A 19,044-nucleotide genomic window follows, 5' to 3' on the forward strand; every position below is an offset into this window, starting at 1 on the left:
CATCTATTCACCTCCGCTAGTTCATTCCAGTTTCCCGATTTATTGAAAAAGACACCTGAAAACTTACAAATCTTTCGCTTTCATCTTAAGTTCATTCAGCAGTCCCATCGCCTGCAGCGGCGTCATGTTCATGATGTCGGCCTGTTTGAGCTGCTTCACCAGCCCGCGAAGCTTCGCTTCTTCTTTGGCCGAAGCAGCCGAACCGGACACCGCCTGTTCCGCCTGCTCGTCTCCAAAGATGGAGAGCTGCACAACCTCCTGCTCGGCGGCTGCGGCCGTTTCGGCCAGAGCCTTCCCCGAGTCCGCGGTCTCTTGGGCAGAATACCGCACCTCGGAACCGCCGGCTCCCGGCAGCCGAATACCGGAACGGCCGGAATCTGCTTGCCCGGCCGCATCAGGGGCAGCCGTGCTCAAAGCCTGCTCCGGCACAGCCGCCTTGACAGCTTCGCCGGACACCGCCAGAACCGAGACCTTCTCCAGGTCGCCCAGCAGACTTGAAGCCCGGTCCGTGATCGCTGCCGGAAGACCGGCCAGTTTGGCGCAATAAATGCCGTAGCTCGTGCTTGCCGCGCCGGGAACAAGCTTGCGCAGGAAATGGACCTTATCGCCGCTTTCCTGAACCGCCATCGAATAGTTGCGGAGCTTGGACAAGCCGGATTCCAGATGAGCCAGCTCGTGAAAATGGGTCGAGACCAGCGCCTTGCAGCCGATAACGTCATGCACATATTCAATCACGGCCTGGGCAATGGCAATGCCTTCGGTCGTGGATGTCCCGCGCCCAAGCTCGTCGATGATGATCAAGCTGCGCGGCGTAGCTTTCTCCGTCATGACCTGAATATCCGCCATCTCCACCATAAAGGTGCTTTGGCCGCCAATCAGGTCGTCCGCAGCGCCGATGCGGGTGAAGATCCGGTCCACCATCGGAATCTCTGCCCGCCCGGCCGGAACAAAGCAGCCGATCTGCGCCATGATTGAAATCAGCGCCACCTGGCGCATGTAAGTGCTTTTGCCGGCCATATTGGGTCCCGTGATCAGCAGAATGCTGGCGTCCCGCTTCAGATTCGTTCCGTTGGCGATAAAGCTGCTGCCTTCCATCACTGTCTCTACAACGGGGTGTCTGCCGTTCTCGACGACAAAATCATAACCGTCCGTCAGCACCGGTCTGACAAACCCGGACTCCGCGCTAACCGCGGCCAAAGAACGCAGCACATCAATTTCGGCGACCGCTTCGGCCAGACGCTGCAGACGAGGAATGTTGGCGCTCAGCTGATCGCGCACCTCCGAGAACAGCCCGTATTCCAAATCGAGCATCCGGTCCTCGGCTTCCAGAATCAGCGCTTCGCGTTCCTTCAGCTCCGGTGTTACAAACCGCTCCGCGTTCGCCAGCGTCTGCTTGCGTTCGTACCGGCCTTCAGGCAGAGAAGTCAGATTCGATTTCGTAATTTCAATATAATAACCAAACACTTTGTTGTAGCCGACCTTCAAAGACTTAATGCCCGTCGCCTGGCGCTCCGCCGCTTCCAGATCGGCGATCCAGCGTTTCCCGTTCGTCGACGCTTCTCGCAGCTCGTCCAGCTTGGCGTTGAAGCCAGGCCGGATCAGACCGCCGTCGCGGACCGAAACGGGCGGATCATCGGCAATCGCTTCTTCTATCAGCGAGGCTAGATCGCCGCAGTCATCCATGCCCGAAGCGATGCGGCCCAATGTCGCCGAAGCCGAACCCGAGCAAAGCTCCTTCAGCTCCGGAATTTGCAGCAGCGACAGCTTGAGCGCATTCAGATCGCGGCCGTTGGCCGTGCCGAACGCAATCCGGCCGACCAACCGCTCCAAATCGTAAATGCCCTTCAGCTTCTCCTTCAAATCCTCGCGGAGCATAAAGGCTCCATACAGCTCCTCGACGGCCTCAAGCCGCACTTCCACCTGACTGCGGGAGAGCAGAGGCTTGTCCACCCACCGTCTCAAAAGCCGCGCACCCATCGACGTCTCCGTCCGGTCCAGCAGATGGAGCAGCGAACCTTTCTTAGAGCGGTCGCGGACTGTCTCCACCAGCTCCAGATTCCGCCGTGTAAACGGATCGAGAATCATGTACTGCTCCGGCTCATAAGCAGAGATTCTGCTGAGCTGGCCCAGCGAACGCTTCTGGGTTTCGCCCAGGTAAGCGACCAGCATCGCCACGCAGGCCCGCCGCTCCGGCTCCAGCCGGATCCAGGCTGCTTCGCCAAACTGCTTGCGGCCAACTTCATCCTGTGCTTTGGCGCGCGGCGAATAAACCACCGGTTTGCCCAGCGGTCCGGACTGCTCCTTGATCCAGGCCAGAAGCTGTTCATCCCCGATCATTTCGGACGGCGAATAAATGTTAATTTCATCGCGCAGCCACTCCTGATTGCTAGGTGCAGACGTCACATGCAGCTCACCGGTGGACAGGTCGCAGGCGGCAATCGCCATAACATGATCCACTTCAGTGACAGCGACCATATAGTTGTTGCTTTTCTCCGCAACCGCCTTGCCCTCCATGACCGTTCCCGGGGTCACAACCCGGACGATTTCGCGCCTTACCACGCCTTTGGCTGCCGCCGGATCTTCAACCTGCTCGCAGATCGCAACCTTGTAGCCTTTCTCAATCAATCTTTGTATATAGTTCTCGGCCGAATGGTACGGAACGCCGCACATCGGAATTTTCTCGTCGGCGCCGCCCGCCCGGCCGGTCAACGTAATTTCCAGTTCTTTGGCGGCGAGAATCGCATCATCAAAAAACATCTCATAAAAGTCGCCCAAGCGGAAAAACAAAAAAGCGTCCTTCGCTTCTTCCTTCACGCTTAAATATTGTTCAATCATCGGCGTAAATTTTGCCATTTGACGTACCCCCATGCCCATTCATAGAACTCTATTATATCAGAAAAGCACAGTCTATGCGCCGCTCGAATAGAGAGAAAAGACATGAAAAAACAACGGCTGCTGACAGTATGTCGAAATTCGCTGCGAGCTTAACGGCTCCTCCCGGATATTCTCTTACGCCCGTTGTCCAGGCGGATTCCCCGCAAGCTTCCAGGCTTTGCGAATATCCACGCTTTCGTCCCAGGTCCGCCCGGACCGAACGGCTTTGAACATCGGATCTATATAAAGCTGGTAGCTTGAAAAAGAAGGCAGCGCCTCCGCCTGCTCCAGCGCCCGCAGGGCAAACGGTCGAAGGGCCGTCCGGTCGCCCGTGTAGAAGGCTTCAAGCGCGGACGCAGGGAGAGGCGGGACCTCGGGCAGCGCGCCGCTTTTGTAGACGGACGCCACCAGCAGCGCCAGCGCAACCGTTCCCTTGGTCACCACCGGGGACACAAGGAAGCTGGGCAGCGTCCGGTATTCGAAGCCGCCGTGGCTCTGCCGGCGGAAATCGCCGAGGCAGCCGTAGCGCGGACGTCTGGACGCGCTGCGGCTGTCCTCGAGCAGCGCGACCGGGAGCGCCAGGAAGTGATCCAGGGCGCGCAGCAGCTGCGGCGTCAGCACCACGCCGCTGAAGTGCAGGTGGCCGCCGAGCGGCAGCCCCGGCTGCGGCAGGCCGCCGGCCAGCCAGGCGAGCGGCGCATCGCCGATCTGCCGGGCGGCTTCGCGCATGGCGCCCATGAGCTGGCGGAGGGCGGCCTTCGGCTCGCCCGCCGGATCCGGGCGCAGCTCCGCCAGCGGGAAGCGGCGGCGGCCGCGGATCCAGACGGAGTCGCAGCCGGCGGCTCCGGTTCGGCTGAGGAACCGGGAGGCCGGGATGATTTTGCCGGCGCCCGGGTCGAACAGCAGGAACTCGGGGTCCATGCCGAGCAGCAAGTCACCGCTGCCGCTGCCGAAGAGCTCCGGATCCTCCGCCTGCCCGACCGCCCCGGCAGAACGGCCGTTCACCAGCCGCTCTGCCCCCCTCTCGGCTTCAGCCCGCCAGCCTTCAGCCGTCTCAAGCACCGCTGCGGCGAAAGCTCGGGCGGCTTCGGGCGTCCTGAACGCCGGACAGGCCGTCATCCGGGCAATCTCCCAGCCGGCATCCCCGGCTTCAAGCGTCACCTGTCCAAAGTCCAGCCCTTGCGTATAGAGCGCCTTGACGGCCAGTTTCTCCAGCCGGCGGTGCCAAGGGGAATCCGGCTGAGAGGATTCCTCTTGCCCAACGCCAACACCGCCAGCGGCGCCGGCGTTAGCGCCAAGGCTGGAGCCGGCGCCCACGCCTCCCACTTCGGCCGTGTGCACCGCACGAACGCCGAAGACCGTCACTTCAAAGCGGCGGCGGTACCCGTCACGCCGCTTGCCCTGCCTGGCCGGCACCAGCCCGGCCAAGGACAGGCGCCGCGCCGCGGCTGCCGCAGAGCGCGCGGCAAAAGCTTGCGCGCCGCTGTTCATCCGCAGCGGCGCCGCCCCTTCCGGCAGCGGCTTCAACCCCGCCGCCAGCCAGCCCGAAAGCTCCGCCGGCTTATGGCGGCGAGCTTGCTGCAGCTCTTGATCCTTTTCCCGGCTTCTCTCTTGTCCCCGCTCTGGCTCCTGCTCCCCTGCCTGCCCCGCCTCCGCCATAAGACGCAGCAGCTCCTTGTTCAATCGGCGCACAAAACGGTCTGCTTCGGGTCCTTCTCCGACATAGATTTCTATAGGATGATGAAGCTGCTGGTCGGAATACCGGCTCATCGGCGGCCATCTCCTTCTCGGTTGAGGTGCTGATCCCCAAAATAAATAAACCAAAAAAAAGAGGGCATACGCCCTCTCCGCTGCCATCACAGCTGCATAACATACATCAATTGTTGGTGCTTGTGGGGCGAGTTTCGTCTTACAGATCTTCGTCCAGAAGATCAGGGTCCAAATCGTCGTAATCCCCGTCATCTCCGCCAAAGTCAAAATCTTTGTCCTCGTAATCATCCCCGCCAGGCAATACGAGTACATTGAGTTTGGTTTCAGCGACGAGCTCAACGGCGAACTCGCGTTCCACACGGATCAGAACGCTGCCTCCGCCGGATACCGTTGCTTCAACGGTGCTCGGCTCCTGGATGGCTTCCGCGGTTACTTCCACTGTGGAAGAGCGGTGTCTGCCGTCCAGATAGGTCAGCGGAACGTTCTCCACATAGGATATTTTTTCCTTAGCCACGGCTGTCTGCGAGTTTTTGTCATAGGAATACCAGATGTTGACATCGTAAGTACCAATAACTTCAATTCCGTCTCCCGCAGCTACCGCTTCGTATTGGTGGTTGATAATCCAGGCCCCCAGAATACTCGACGGATTGTGAGGCGGAGTCACGGTATGTGTTACGGTAGAGAACTTACGACCTTTGCCGCAGATCGCCTTCGTGATAATCTCTCTACTTTGATATTTCGATGGCATTTTCGAACCTCCTCCATACAATCATTCAATTCATGTGTATGCAGGACAGTCGCCCAGGGTGACAACTATTTTTATTCCACGCTTATTTTCCTTCCAGCACGGCCTTCTCTCTCCCGGCCTTCAAAGGTTTCTTATCCCGTTTCGAGATATTCAAATATTCGTTCAGCTCGCGGCACAGCTGCAGAATAGCGGCCCGCATCTCAAATTCCTCTCTGGTCGCAGGAAGTTCCATGGCTTTGAAATCGGCCTCCAGCTGCCGCAGCCGCTGCTCCGTTTTGCCGGTATAATGAGGTTCGAGAACATCCGCGCTCAGCTGGTCGAAGACACGCGCGGCAAGCTCCGTTTGCGGCATTTTTCGATAAACCTGGGAAATCAGCTCCATCATGCTTTCGATCCGGTCCAGATGTTCTCTGCGCATATAGAAATATACGGCCCAGGATTCATCCGTATGAATGACCTGGTTCTCCAGCCCGCGTTTAGCGAGGGTTACGCCGTTATCAATCATTTTCTCCGCCAAAATCAGCTCTTCCCCGTTCCACTCATCCTCAGGATTTCGCAGCGTTTCGGCAATATGCTGGAAGATCGTAGCAAACAGCCGGTTGACCTCACGCCGGATTGACGCCAGCCTGTCTTCCTCCTTTGGCATATAAACCAGATTAACCAGCATCGCCGAGCCTAGACCAACCACCAGCAGCAAAATTTGTTCAATAAACATATGGAAGCTGACATCGCCCCCGTTAAAGACCCTAAACACGCAGACGGAGCTGGTTACAATCCCTTCCTTAAAGTTAAGTTTGGCAATCAGCGGGAACCCGACCAGAATATACACGATCAGCACCCAAATCTGAAAGCCGATGAAACGGAATAAAATAAAACATAATACAAGGCCAACCACCGAGGCGAAAAAACGCGCCGAGACCGATCTCAGGCTTCTTTTTCTGGTGACATCAACGCCCAAAATGGCAAGGAGCCCCGCAGACATGGCGCCCGGTATGCCGGCCGTGTCCGCTACCAGAATGGCAATCAATGTCGCAATAGCTGTCTTAATAACCCGAAATCCCATAAATCCCTTTCAACTCTCCATTCTTTATACTTGTGCCGTTTTCTTCCTTTACCCATTATTCCACCGTGCCCGCTGCTTGTCCACGTTACATAGGATGGAACATCTCTATATAAAAAAAAGCAAAGAGGCTCAGCGCCTCTTCACCAGAACCGATTCCAGATAAACTACCAGCTGGTACATCAGGGTAGCGACAATCGCAATGATCACCAGACTGGCAAAAACCAGCGTAAAGTTGAACACCTGGAAGCCATAGATAATCAAGTAGCCGAGGCCAATTTTGGCCACCAGGAATTCGCCGACGATAACCCCTACCCATGACAAGCCAACGTTGACCTTCAAGGTCGAGACGATAGCCGGGAAGGAGGCCGGCAGCATCACCTTGGCAAATACATCTCTTTTGCTGCCGCCAAAGGTTCGGACGACCTTAATGTAATTGGCATCGGTCTCTTTAAAGCTCGTATAAACGACCAAAGTCGTCGTAATAACGGTTATGGACAACGTCGTTGCCACGATCGCCGTAAATCCGCCGCCGAACATGACGATAAAGATCGGTCCAAGCGCCACCTTCGGCATGCTGTTGAAGACAACCATATAGGGATCAAGAACTCTGGACAGAAACGGCGACCACCAGATCAGCACGGCCAGCAGCGTGCCTACAAGCGTGCCAAGCAGAAAGCCGATGACCGTCTCCGTAACCGTCATGCCGATATGCGGCCAAAGCTCGCCGCTCCAGGCATCCTGGCCGATCTGGCGGAATACCTTCGATGGGTAGCTGAAGATCAGCACGTCGATCCAGCGCATGCGGCCCGCCAGCTCCCAGAAGCCGATCAGCGCCAGCAGAATGAACAACTGAACCGTCCGGACCCACCTTGTCGTCCGTTTGCCTTGTCTCTGGTAGCGGGCAAATTCCTCACGCACCCAATCCCCCGAGTCCAAGCTTTTGCTTTGTATTTTCCCGGTTCCGTTCACGGCTGCACCTCCTCCTTCTCGGCCTCAAGCTCCTTCCAGACCTGATGGAACAGCTCGGCAAAACCTTCCTGATCCCTCGCGTAGAAAGGAGCCGTTTCCCGGATTTCCTTTGGGATATCAAAGGTCGTACGGATCCGGCCCGGATGGGCAGCCAGCACAATCACCCGGTCGCTTACCGCGATAGCTTCGCTTAAATCATGGGTGACGAGCACTGCTGTCTTCTTCCGTTCCCGAAGCGTATCCACGATCAAATCTTCCAGCTGCAATTTGGTCTGGTAGTCCAAAGCAGAGAACGGCTCATCCAGCAGCAGCACATCCGGGTCAGTCGCCAAAGTCCGGACGAGCGCTACCCGCTGCCGCATGCCGCCGGACAGCTGGCTCGGATATAAGTTCCAGGTCCCGCCCAGTCCCATACCGTCCAGCAGATCCTTCACCTTCTGAATCCGCTCTTTGGTCAGCTGTTTGGTCAGCTCCAGACCGATCAAGGCATTATCCAGAATCGTCCGCCAAGGAAACAAATAGTCGTGCTGAAGCATATAGCCGGCTTTGTTGCTGCCCGCCTTAAGCGGCTTGCCGTCCAGCAGCACTTCCCCCGTCGACGGCTTCAGCAGTCCAGCCATCACGGAGAGAAGCGTGGTTTTGCCGCATCCGCTTGGTCCTACAAGACTCACGAATTCTCCGGGCTCCACTTTCAGGTTGATATCCTGCAGGGCCAGCGTCGCCTCCCGGTCCGTGACATACACGTGGCTGATGTTCCGCAGTTCAATGACAGGTTGGGTCATCCCGCACGCTCCTTTCCGGATGTTGTTACTTAACGTCCCCTGCCGCTTTCTCGGCGAAAGCCGGATCTACAACACTTTGCATCTCGACTTTTTCTTTCAGCTCGCCCGCCGATTCCATTACATTCTGCAGATTGTTCCACTGCTCCTCGGTAATAGCCGGGGTCTCGGCATAGGTGCCTTGTTCTTTATACCGCTTCACCGAACTGGTCAGAATATCCATATCCGTATCTTTAAAGTAAGGAGCGATAGCCTGAGCGATTTCCTCCGGCGAGTGCTCCTGCACCCAAGTCTGGGCTTTCTGCAGAGCGTTGGTGAATTTCTGGATCTTCTCCTGATTGTTTTTGATATAGCTTTGTTTAGCCATAAACACGGTATAAGGGAGTTTGCCGCTTTCCGTACCGAAGGAAGCTACAACATGGCCCCGGCCTTCTTTCTCAAAAATCGACGCCTGCGGCTCAAACAGCTGGACATATTGGCCTGTGCCGGAAGCGAATGCCGCTGTAATGTTGGCAAAATCGATGTTTTGGATCAGTTCCAGATCGCCATGGGGATCGATGCCGTGTTTCTTCAGTGTAAATTCGCCTGCCATTTGCGGCATGCCGCCTTTGCGCTGTCCGAGGAAGATGCTCCCTTTAAGCTGATCCCAGTCAAAAGCTCCTTTATCCTCACGCGCCACCAGGAATGTGCCGTCCGTTTGCGTAAGGCCCGCAAAGTTGATAACCGGATCCTCGGCTCCCTGTTGGTACACATAAATCGACGTTTCGGCGCCGACCAGCGCCACGTTGATCTGTCCGGCCAGAAGGGCGGTCATCGTCTTGTCGCCACCGGCCGTTGTCTGGAGCTCTACATTCAGCCCCTCATCCTTAAAAAAGCCTTTCTCCAAAGCGACATACTGCGGGGCGTAAAAGACCGAACGGGTCACTTCCCCGATCTTGATGTTCCCGTCCTTTGCTCCGCAGCCGCTCAGCAGAAGGACTGCAACCAGCATCGCTAGGGCCGCAGCGGCGATACGCGGTTTCTTCATGCTCATCCATCCTTTCACTGTGCAGCTTTCTTGTGGGTTTATCTCACTGTATGCAAGGCCCGCCCAAAAGGTTAAAACCCGCCGGACAGGAGAAGAAGTCACCAGGCTGGCTGATTGGCCGTAAAAAAAGACCGAAACCCAGGCAACGCCGGGTTTCGGTCTTGTTGTGGTCTGCTGAGCCAAGTCAGCTTACAGGCCGTAAATCGCTTTGTATTTGCTCTCCAGATAATCCGCCAGGTAATCCGGGTTCAAGTCTTCGCCCGTGATGTCCTTGATCAGCTCGGCCGGCTTGCGGCTTTTGCCGTAGCGGTAGATTTTTTCGGTCAGCCATTCGCGAATCGGGGTAAACTCCCCTTTGGCAATCAATTCATCGAAGTTCGGAATTTCCTTGCGGATCGTATTCGCAAATTGAGCGGCGTACATGTTGCCGAGCGAATAAGACGGGAAGTAGCCGAAACTTCCGCCGGACCAGTGTACGTCCTGCAGCACGCCTACGCCGTCGTTTGGAGGAACGATGCCGAGGTACTGCTCGTATTTCTCGTTCCAAATGCGCGGCAGCTCTTTGACGGACAGATTGTCGTTGAAGAGCATTTTCTCGATTTCATAACGGATGATGATATGCAGATTGTAAGTCAGTTCATCCGCTTCGATCCGGATCAGAGAATTCTCCACCTTGTTGACGGCGCGATAGAACTGCTCTGGCGTTACGTTATCGAACTGCTGCGGGAAATGCTGCTGCAAATCCTTGAAATAATGTTCCCAGAAGCCGCGGCTTCTGCCGACCATGTTCTCCCAGAAACGGGACTGCGACTCATGAATGCCCATGGAGGTTCCGGTTGCCAGCGGCGTGCCTTCAAGCTCCGGATTCAGGTTTTGCTCGTAAAGGGCGTGACCGCCTTCATGCAGGCAGCTGAAGATCGAGCTCGTTACATCGTCTTGAATGAAGTTGGTTGTAACCCGGATGTCCCCGGTGTTGAGGCCGATCATAAACGGATGCACGCTTTCGTCGAGGCGTCCGGCTTCAAAGTCGTAGCCCATTTCCTTGAGCAGGAACAAGCCGAATTTCTCCTGCTGGCCTTTGTCAAACAGCTGGTTCAGGAACTCCGTATCCGGTTTGTTCGGGGAGGCCTGAATCGCTTCGACTAAAGGCACAAGGCGGGCTTTCAAACGGCCGAACACCTCATCCAGCTTCTCGGAGGTCAAATCCGGTTCATACATATGTAGTAGGGTATCATAACGGGTAGCGCGGGGACCCCAGTAGTCGATGAATTCCTGCGTTTTAGCCACGATTTCCGTCAAATTCGGCTCAAAGCCCGCAAAGTCGGAATTCTCTTTCGCGTCTTCCCACAGCGTTTCCGAATGGGCGGTGAGCACCATATAGCTTTGAAATTTGTCCGCCGGGATTTTAATGCTGCGGTCATAATCCTCTTGAACATCAAGCACGGTTCTGCGGTCGATGTCGCTCAGCTGCTCCAGCACTTCAGGACGGTTCAGCGAAGCCAGCAGCTCTCCCATTTCTTTGGAGGTACCCAATTTAAACGCTTCCGTAGATAACATGCCCAGTGCTTCTGCACGGGCTGCTGCCCCTTTGCGCGGAGCCCCGGTCCGCAAATCCCAGGCCATAAGCGCAACAGCTTCGTTATAGCTTTTGATTTTTTTGTTCAATTCACGGAATTGATCAAGCTTTTGCTTCCATTCCTGTTCCATAGTCAAGCGTCCCTCCACTGGTAAATTAACTTACTCTATTGATGATACTTTTTAAAAACACTATAATCAACTAATGAGCGTGATCCATGTCACATTTATACCGGTTTTGCCGCGCATTCTTTATTAAGTACCCGATTTATTTTGGGTTTTAACTTTATTATGGCATGATCGTCCGCCGAAACACGTTTGACACATCCATTGCTGAAAAAGAACGGAGGAAATGATCTTGAGTAAAATTCAATCTATCTTGGAATTCAACAAGGAATTCGTAGCCAACAAAGAATATGAAGCTTATGTCACTGATAAGTTTCCGCAAAAGAAACTCGCAATCGTAACCTGCATGGACACTCGGCTGATCGAGCTGCTGCCTAAAGCAATGAATCTGCGCAACGGTGATGCCAAAATCATTAAAAACGCCGGCGCTATCGTCTCTCACCCTTTCGGATCGGTTATGCGAAGCATCCTGGTTGCGATTTACGAGCTTGGAGCTGAAGAAGTGATCGTGGTTGGGCACCTCGGCTGCGGCATGGCCTCCCTGAATGCGGACCGGATGATTAACTCCATGAAGGAACGCGGAATTTCCGATGATGTCCTGAACACGCTGAAGCATTCCGGCATCAAGCTGGAGAATTGGCTGCGCGGCTTTGACTCCGAACGCGAAGGTGTCATTGAAACGGTCGGCATCATCAAAAATCACCCGCTGCTTCCGGCTACCGTACCGGTTCACGGCATGGTCATCGACTCCAAAACCGGCGAGTTGGAGCTTGTGGTGGACGGAACGCTGGAGGAAAAAGCTGCGCTTTAATAGGGCAGACTATTAAGCAAAAGTAAAGCCTGCACCGCTGAGTCATTTGCGGTGCAGGCTTTTTTATCTTCTGAGTGGGTGCAGGCAGCTGATATCGGCAGCAGGTTTGCCTTCTGTTGGTTGTTGGTTGTTGGTTGTTGGTTGTTGGTCGTTGGGTGTTGGTTGCTGAGTGTTGGTTGCCGTTTGCGGTTGCCCTCTGCTGGCCCCACGGTCTGCCTCTGGCGTGCAATATTTTGGAAAATAATGTTTCAAATATATAAATGGACTGGAGCTTAATCGACCAAAGGAGTGATTACTGTGTTAGAACTTCCATCTTAATTATTATCATAGCGATCTTTATAATGGGTTGTTCAGATAAGGATATAGACCGCTCAGAAAAATCTCAATCTATCATGTAAATGGGGTTATCGTTTCAGAGACACGGTATCCTGACTACACAATTCGGTTGAGTACCAAACCTATTACAGAACAGAAGGATACATTTCAATTTCAAACCAGCATTGAATACACCGGAGACAAAAATTCAATTTCGATTCTTCACAGTGATCCATTGTTTTCATTAGAACTGTTAAATGAAAATAAAAAAGTGCAACTTCCGGAAACAACCAAAGATTCTGCTACCCCTTTGAATTAAACAGAAATGAACCGTATTCGGAAACGATAGTAATTGATAAAAAATAATTTCACAGTTCCCCATTCATAAAAAGTCAGTTATAAAGCTTTACGCCGACTTTATTGAAGATGAATCAGAGCATCCCCCCTTAAAATTTCAACTAAGTTCACCGGTCTGGATATATTAACTTCAGGCTATTGAGAAACCTCCTGTTTTTGCATGGGGTTAAAATTGCCTTATTACTTATAAAATAAGGGTTTTCGGATTTGTTAAACCAATTTTTATAAAAAAGTCTCGCATATAAAAACAGAGTGTCGAAAAGGTCACCGGACTTTTTCACTCTAAAATTATAAAACTTATTAATCTTAAATTTCGACTTAGATACCTCTTCTTAATCAGCGGGAGGTTTTGCTGTTGGTCCGTCAAATCTATGAGGAGATGCACAGCGAGACGCGCAATCCGTTACGTTTGCTGTCGCAGGCCGTGTCCCTATGCGCCCAATTGGGAGACCATGTTCAGCAGAACCCGTCGGATCGCGCAAAAGAATGGTTTCGGACAACACTGTGGAAAATGACAGGGTTCATCCAGCAGCATTACGACACAAAAATCACGCTGGAGGATGTGGCAGCCTCCGGGGGCCGTGTGCCGAAGCAAATGCTGCGAATTGTTCAATAAATACATCGGGCAAACTCCGAACACCTATTTAATGAGGTACCGGATCGCCAAAAGCCGTGAGATGCTGGTGGAGAGCACTCGAACCATCTGCGAGATCGCCATGACCTGCGGTTTTCAAAGCCCCAGCTATTTTGCCTATGTTTTTCGCAAGGAAACGGGGTTAACGCCCCAGGATTACCGCAAATTTAATGCCGGGTCTCAAAATGCTTAAGGGACGGAGCATTAGCATTGGGCAAAAAAACAAGCAAAGCAAAAGAAACGGAAATCCTGCAAAAGCAGACTTCCGTTTCTTTGCTTCATATGCTCAAATCCCCAAGCGAACCTAAATTAAAAATTTCATCTCATATTGCTGTGATCTTCGTATTGGGTTTGAAAAGTTTTACCTTAGAAATATCCGCCATCATTGAACGGGCAGAAATTGAAACCATTTTAAATTGAACTGACTGCCAGGCAAAAATACAAAGGTGACGGTTTGCAAACCTTTAATGCACTCAAGCTCAAACTCTCGTTCGCAATAACCGTCGGAATAATGGAAGTCCACGGATTGCTTATTCTCTCCACAAGGCCCGTTCAAGAGAATATGAATCGTATTTTTATCAATCGGCGAATGTCCGCAGATAACCAACTTTGCGGCCCCCGCTTCACCAAAATCCATATCCTCATAAACAAGGGATACGTTATTGCCGATTTGCTCAATAGCATCTGCTGCAAGTGTGAAGGAGTCCCCATAAATATGAGTGTTATCTAGAGCGCTCAGCCGTTCATAAGCTTTATGAATTTCAGTGAATCGGAAACCCTTCAAATGAATCTTTCGTCGTAAAATAAAGGTGAGAGAAGTGGTCCCGCGCAATCGCCGGGGCAATCGGTAGGTTTCTTCTTGATAGACGTTCCATTTTGACGGTTTCTGATACGTAACTTTTGCAAGAGGTTGTGCCCCGGTTTTACCTGGCACCCCTTCCCAAATTTCAATCGGAAACTCTTCGCCATCCAATGCGAAAATCGGGAGCGTAAGTTCATCCGAGCCGTAGGTTCCGAAATCAATATTTTCAAAACAAATCCAGCTTTCTTCGTCTCGTGCGGTTGCGACTCCCCGCTCATTGCCGTTTGTCAAATTTAAGCTGGATTCGCTATGAAGTCCCGCTGACACGAATTCATAAGGATTTAAATAAGCATTTCCCATACCCTCGATCTGAAATTCCATTAAAGAATACAAGCGGATGTGATCAGCACCATTTTTGGTCGCACAGCGAATATAAATGTCTCCGTCTCCCAATCCCGTAATAACGGCTTCATGTCCATGGGAATCCAGAACAGCAATATTGGTATCTATACCCGCAGCGTTAGTAACCCTCCATTCCACCTCTTGGTATGTGGCATTATGAGGGTGTATGTTCACCCGAACCGGTAGCGACTTGTTGTCAGGAGTCAAGAGATTACCTTTTGGACAAATAATCTCGAGCTTTCGAACAGGTATTTCATGGTTACTTATGGATGAACCGGAAACCGCTGCAGTCCGGTAATCATAGAGCGAACACTCTTCGGCATCCTGGTTCATTTTTATTGCCGGTATTGTAAGTTCAGCAGGTTGCAGCCCAGGTGAGTCTGCACGTATCGTTAGGGTACCGGGATTCAAATCGGCAGCAATGACAGCCAACAGCTTGCCGCTGAACATTCGGCGATTGTTAGCTTTGTAAGAGTCGTAGTCCGTGCTGTCTCCATTGTCCAGCCCAACTAGCCTGCCTGGTCCTTCAACGGTTACTACTACACGATTATTGGCGTTGTCTACCGAACGGCCTGCAAAGTCAGCAGCTGATATTTCTACAAACAGCAAATCGGATCCATCCGCTTTTATATTGTTTTTATCAGCTTTAAGCACAAGTTTGGCCGCATCGCCGAACGAGTGGCGGACATCCGTCGCTATAGGTTCTCCCTTCTCATTGTAGGCGACTGCTTTCAAACATCCTGGTTGGTATGGAATTTGCCATTCACCAAGCAGCTTTTGCCCATGCTGATGATCGATGGAAACGACACCCAATGATTTGTCGTTCAGAAACAATTCGATCTGAGGGGCATTTGAACAAACCCGCACGTCGATCAATTGGCCTTCAGAGAAGTCCCAATAGGGGAATAAATGAACCATCGGATTCACTCGATAGTCGGTCCATTCTGCTTGATAGATATAGAAAGAGTCCTTCTTAAATCCTGCCGTGTCCAATTGTCCGAAATAAGAGTTTTTCGTATGGTAGGGGGTCGGTTCCCCAATATAGTCAAAGCCCGTCCAAATGAATTGGCCAGGAGAAAATTCGGCGTCCCGGTCAGCAATAATGCAGCTCTCCGTGCTTTTTGCCCCCCAGCTTGTGGAACTATTCCCTAAGGAGGAGCACTGCTCGTCATCATCTGCCAGCACGGATTGAGCCAGAGGAAAATGATAAACGCCACGGCTCTGTACCGTAGAAGAAGTTTCACTGCCATAAATGATCCAGTCAGGATGAGATTCATGGTGTTGTTCGTAGTATTTTTCGGCATAATTATAACCTGCGAATTTTACTAAATCGGCACACTTCTGCGCGTTCTCCCAAGGCATATAATTAGATCCGATTGTAACAACAGCGTTAGACTTGGGATCGTGCCGCTTAACTTCGTCCCGAAGCCTCCGCGTCCATTCCTGTCCGCGCTCATCAGCATGAGTATCATAAATTTCATTTCCGATACTCCACATTAACAGGCTAGGGTGATTACGGTCACGACGCACCCAGCTGGCGACGTCCTTTTGCCACCATTCCGGGAAGAACCGGGCATAATCGTAGGTTGTCTTTGGTCTCTCCCACATGTCGAATGCTTCCGACACCATTAATATTCCCATCTCATCTGCCAAATCCATTAATTCTACAGCTGGCATATTATGTGCGGTACGAATGGCGTTAACGCCCATTTCTTTTAATAACATAATCTGTCTTCTCAATGCCGCCTTGTTAACAGCCGCTCCCAGACATCCCAGATCGTGATGCTGGCAGACACCATGGAGCTTAACTTGTCTTCCATTCAGAAAGAAACCTTTCCGGCTATCGAACTTCATTGTACGGAATCCGAAGTTTTGTGTTTCTTCTTCGATCACCGTACCCCCTTCCAGCAGCTCCGCTTTAAGTTTGTAACAGTAAGACCGGTTTAGGTCCCATAATTCAGGCTGTTCTACCGGGATTTTAGTGTCTACAGACAAGACTGCATCGTTTGTGTTTATATTCAATAGACTAGATTCCGTCCTAACCACAGATTCCCCTTCTGCATCCAATACGGTATAACGCAGCTTGAGGTCCGGGGCCGAATCAGTCTCACGTTTTTGTTCCCCTAACACTATTTCTGTGCGAACCTCCACCAACCATGCACCGTTGTCGTTTGAAGTCGAAATATAGATTCCATCTGCTGCTATATGGGTGTCGGGATATGATTTTAACCACACGGATCGGTAAATTCCGGCTCCGGAATACCAGCGGGAATTTGGAGACTGGTGGACAACATGGACAAATATTTCATTACGGCCAGCATGAACAAAGGGAGTAATATCCATTTCAAAGGTCGAATAACCGTATTTCCAAACGCCCGCAACCTTTCCATTTACGTAAAGCGTTGAGTCCATATAGACGCCTTCAAAACGTAATGTCAACCGGGTTCCTGGATCTTGTTCAGGCAAATCAAAGGTTTTACGATACCAGCCATCCCCGTCTTCGTAGAAGTGATTAGGATCCTCAATCAACCAATCATGAGGAATCGTTACGGACTTCCATTCCACCTCGCCGTGTTTTACAGATTCGAAGCTGGTTTGAAGCGGATGCTTGGAGAAAAACCAATCGTTATTAAAAATCTTTTTGAGGCTCATTCCTGTACCACTCCTTGTTTGTTTGTATATAGAGGGAATCGAATAAGGGACTGACCTTGGGAGGACAGCCCCTTTCATAAACATTAATAAAGGGTACGGCCTTGCTCATCCGCGATGCCGCTTTTACGCCAGAAATAAGTATTGATGACGTCACGCCACTCCTTGGCATGTTCGGCTTGTTCTTGAAAGCGGCTTAGTCCCTGTTCAAAAATATTATGATCGATGTATCCCTTTAGCCCTTCCCATTGATCGACCAGCTCTTCAGCCCGTTCGGCACCTTCAAAATGCGTATCGTAAATGTGCTGTATGACTGTTTTACCGGAATGAAGCCGATGTCTATAAGGAACATGGTGAAAAAAGAGCAGCAGCTCGTCCGGAGTTGTCTCCGCAGATTCAAATCGTTCCGAATGGGGGCTATGATATTGCCCCGCATATCCTGTTCCCGTATGGACACTCCGGTCAACACCGATACCACGGCAGTCTGCAAAATGATAGGTTCCCCACATGGAATATTCGTAGCCGTCAACGTCAGGCCCGTAATGATGATTTGGCTTGACCATCCAGCCGACGCCAAGCGGTGCGGTGTACGATTCGTATACGCCCCAAGAGGACATCAGCATGGCAAGAACAGTCCGAATAACGTAGTCGTTATGACCAAATGTCTGCTTTGTCCATTCTACCGCTATTCCATCAGCTGACAGATCCGGATCCCAGGCAAGCCGCCCGTAACCATACAAATTCGCCTGAGCCAGTGGGTGCCCGGTCCAATTGGCATCGCTGCCAATATTGGACACTGCCGCAAATCCTCCCAGCGGCCGGCCGAACAATGAGCCATCCGCCACTTTTTTGACCGTCGATCCCTCACCCCGCAAATACGTGTCAAAATCAAGCGCCTCTTTCCACTGCGGTACCAGATAACATAAGTGGCGCTGTTGTCCGGTATATTCCTGAGTGATCTGAAATTCAATCAGCATGTTCGTATTCGGCATTGCTCCAAACAATGGAGAAACCGGTTCACGTACCTGAAAATCCATCGGACCATTCTTCACCTGCAGCACGACATTATCCATAAACCGGCCGTCCAGCGGAGTGAAGTGATCGTAAGCGGCGCGAGCACGATCCGTCTTCCGATCGCGCCAGTCCTGATTACAGTTGTAGACAAAGCAGCGCCAGACGATAAGGCCTCCATACGGGGCTAACGCCTCCGCCAGCATGTTGGCTCCATCCGCATGATCCCGGCCATATGTGAATGGTCCGGGACGGAATTCGGAGTCTGCCTTAACCAGAAACCCGCCAAAGTCGGGAATTCTTCCATAAAGCTCTCTTGCCCTCTCCTTCCACCAGTCCTTCACCGCTTCGTCAAGGGGATCGGCAGTCGGAAGATCCCCCAGTTCGATCGGCGCGGCAAAATTGATGCTGAGGAACAGGCGAATACCGTAGGTGCGGAAGACATTCGCCACTTCAACGATCCTTGGAAGGTATTTCTCGGTCAGAAACATCGTCTCCAGTTTGTGGACGTTGACGTTATTGATAACGATGCCATTGATTCCTACCGAAGCTAACAGTCGTGCGTAATCACGGACCCGAGACAAGTCGCGGACGATTTCGCCTTCCGCATAAAAAATCGACTGCCCCGAATATCCCCGTTCTATGCTTCCATCCACATTGTCCCATTGGTTGATCAGCCGCAGGCTGTTAGCCGGATTGCTCAGTTCGTCCAATTCGTCAAGCGAATCCCCTGTTTGCATTAAACGCAGGAAAGCAAAAGCTCCGTAAAGCACACCCCGGCCGGTCATTCCGGCTATGAGGACCCTTTCACCGAGCCGCCGAAGTCGGAATCCGTCCTCCTGGACCACCGACATTTCTTCTTCACTGAAGGCTCTGGCAACCTCGGAACTACCCATAAACGTCCCGATCCGCAGCCATCCTCCCCCATCTCCCGGAACGGAATCACTCGGACGTCTGCCAGTCCAGGCTGCAATCATCTCCGCCAGTTCGGATGCCGCCGTTTGGATATAACGATCGTCCTCTTCCAGGACAATCCCATTTGTCCATCTCATTATTAAAGATAATTGGGTCTGGTCCGTCACAGTCCTTTTTCTCAACCAGGCTTCATATCCGGCTTGCGCGGCCTCTTTCATCTTGATCTCCTCCTATCCCTTTTGTTCTCTCCTGCCTCTGTTCCTTGTGTACGCTTGAT

Annotated in this window: 14 protein-coding genes; 4 read left to right on the forward strand and 10 right to left on the reverse strand. The window is 52.2% G+C overall.

What is annotated here, in order from left to right; genetic code table 11:
• Window positions 1-63: 63 nt before the first annotated feature.
• The 8 genes from mutS to AWM70_RS08740 all read right to left on the reverse strand — a co-directional run bounded on the left by mutS (window position 64) and on the right by AWM70_RS08740 (window position 10,877).
• Window positions 64-2,853, reverse strand: coding sequence for a DNA mismatch repair protein MutS (mutS, locus tag AWM70_RS08705; protein WP_068695544.1), 2,790 nt, complete (start codon window positions 2,851-2,853; stop codon window positions 64-66).
• Window positions 2,854-3,009: 156 nt separating this feature from the next.
• Complete coding sequence (locus tag AWM70_RS08710) at window positions 3,010-4,851, reverse strand: putative amidoligase domain-containing protein (RefSeq protein WP_169823419.1); 1,842 nt, start codon at window positions 4,849-4,851, stop codon at window positions 3,010-3,012.
• A complete protein-coding gene (cotE, locus tag AWM70_RS08715; protein WP_068695546.1) occupies window positions 4,784-5,332 on the reverse strand; it encodes an outer spore coat protein CotE in 549 nt (182 codons plus the stop codon). Before cotE ends, AWM70_RS08710 begins: the two co-directional genes overlap by 68 nt.
• Window positions 5,333-5,414: 82 nt before the next feature.
• A complete protein-coding gene (locus tag AWM70_RS08720) occupies window positions 5,415-6,395 on the reverse strand; it encodes an aromatic acid exporter family protein (protein ID WP_068695549.1) in 981 nt (326 codons plus the stop codon).
• A gap of 129 nt (window positions 6,396-6,524) precedes the next feature.
• Window positions 6,525-7,313, reverse strand: coding sequence for an ABC transporter permease (locus AWM70_RS08725; protein ID WP_237167910.1), 789 nt, complete (start codon window positions 7,311-7,313; stop codon window positions 6,525-6,527).
• A gap of 47 nt (window positions 7,314-7,360) precedes the next feature.
• Window positions 7,361-8,146: an ABC transporter ATP-binding protein gene (locus tag AWM70_RS08730; protein WP_068695551.1), complete on the reverse strand. Its 786-nt coding sequence runs from the start codon at window positions 8,144-8,146 to the stop codon at window positions 7,361-7,363.
• A gap of 25 nt (window positions 8,147-8,171) precedes the next feature.
• Window positions 8,172-9,170, reverse strand: coding sequence for an ABC transporter substrate-binding protein (locus tag AWM70_RS08735; protein WP_068695553.1), 999 nt, complete (start codon window positions 9,168-9,170; stop codon window positions 8,172-8,174).
• Window positions 9,171-9,359: 189 nt separating this feature from the next.
• Window positions 9,360-10,877 carry a carboxypeptidase M32 gene (locus tag AWM70_RS08740; RefSeq protein ID WP_068695555.1) on the reverse strand — a complete coding sequence of 506 codons (1,518 nt, stop codon included), beginning with the start codon at window positions 10,875-10,877 and terminating at the stop codon, window positions 9,360-9,362.
• 226 nt (window positions 10,878-11,103) lie between these two features.
• Between AWM70_RS08740 and AWM70_RS08745 the strand changes: the two genes are divergently transcribed.
• The 4 genes from AWM70_RS08745 to AWM70_RS08760 all read left to right on the forward strand — a co-directional run bounded on the left by AWM70_RS08745 (window position 11,104) and on the right by AWM70_RS08760 (window position 13,408).
• Window positions 11,104-11,682, forward strand: coding sequence for a beta-class carbonic anhydrase (locus tag AWM70_RS08745; RefSeq protein ID WP_099093076.1), 579 nt, complete (start codon window positions 11,104-11,106; stop codon window positions 11,680-11,682).
• A gap of 1,027 nt (window positions 11,683-12,709) precedes the next feature.
• Complete coding sequence (locus AWM70_RS23240) at window positions 12,710-12,970, forward strand: hypothetical protein (protein ID WP_068695559.1); 261 nt, start codon at window positions 12,710-12,712, stop codon at window positions 12,968-12,970.
• Complete coding sequence (locus AWM70_RS08755) at window positions 12,936-13,181, forward strand: helix-turn-helix domain-containing protein (protein WP_169823420.1); 246 nt, start codon at window positions 12,936-12,938, stop codon at window positions 13,179-13,181. Before AWM70_RS23240 ends, AWM70_RS08755 begins: the two co-directional genes overlap by 35 nt.
• A 17-nt stretch (window positions 13,182-13,198) precedes the next feature.
• Complete coding sequence (locus AWM70_RS08760; protein WP_068695563.1) at window positions 13,199-13,408, forward strand: hypothetical protein; 210 nt, start codon at window positions 13,199-13,201, stop codon at window positions 13,406-13,408.
• Here AWM70_RS08760 and AWM70_RS08765 read toward each other — a convergent pair.
• Both AWM70_RS08765 and AWM70_RS08770 read right to left on the reverse strand, forming a co-directional pair.
• Entirely contained in the window at window positions 13,371-16,844 is a 3,474-nt protein-coding gene (locus AWM70_RS08765; protein WP_068695565.1) for a glycoside hydrolase family 2 TIM barrel-domain containing protein, read from the reverse strand. The two genes, AWM70_RS08760 and AWM70_RS08765, sit on opposite strands and share 38 nt — an antisense overlap.
• Before the next feature lie 83 nt (window positions 16,845-16,927).
• Window positions 16,928-18,985 (reverse strand): alpha-glucuronidase family glycosyl hydrolase, encoded by a 2,058-nt coding sequence (locus AWM70_RS08770; protein ID WP_068695567.1) that lies wholly within the window; start codon window positions 18,983-18,985, stop codon window positions 16,928-16,930.
• Between the last annotated feature and the right edge of the window lie 59 nt (window positions 18,986-19,044).

Source organism: Paenibacillus yonginensis (genome assembly GCF_001685395.1).
Taxonomy (GTDB): Bacteria; Bacillota; Bacilli; order Paenibacillales; family Paenibacillaceae; genus Fontibacillus; species Fontibacillus yonginensis.

Bases quoted from the DNA above. Each gene is read 5' to 3' on its own strand.
- AWM70_RS08720 (WP_068695549.1), bottom strand. From the start codon at position 6,395: ATGGGATTTCGGGTTATTAAGACAGCTATTGCGACATTGATTGCCATT.
- cotE (WP_068695546.1), bottom strand. From the start codon at position 5,332: ATGCCATCGAAATATCAAAGTAGAGAGATTATCACGAAGGCGATCTGC.
- AWM70_RS08770 (WP_068695567.1), bottom strand. From the start codon at position 18,985: ATGAAAGAGGCCGCGCAAGCCGGATATGAAGCCTGGTTGAGAAAAAGG.
- AWM70_RS08765 (WP_068695565.1), bottom strand. From the start codon at position 16,844: ATGAGCCTCAAAAAGATTTTTAATAACGATTGGTTTTTCTCCAAGCAT.
- AWM70_RS08735 (WP_068695553.1), bottom strand. From the start codon at position 9,170: ATGAAGAAACCGCGTATCGCCGCTGCGGCCCTAGCGATGCTGGTTGCA.
- AWM70_RS08730 (WP_068695551.1), bottom strand. From the start codon at position 8,146: ATGACCCAACCTGTCATTGAACTGCGGAACATCAGCCACGTGTATGTC.
- mutS (WP_068695544.1), bottom strand. From the start codon at position 2,853: ATGGCAAAATTTACGCCGATGATTGAACAATATTTAAGCGTGAAGGAA.
- AWM70_RS08740 (WP_068695555.1), bottom strand. From the start codon at position 10,877: ATGGAACAGGAATGGAAGCAAAAGCTTGATCAATTCCGTGAATTGAAC.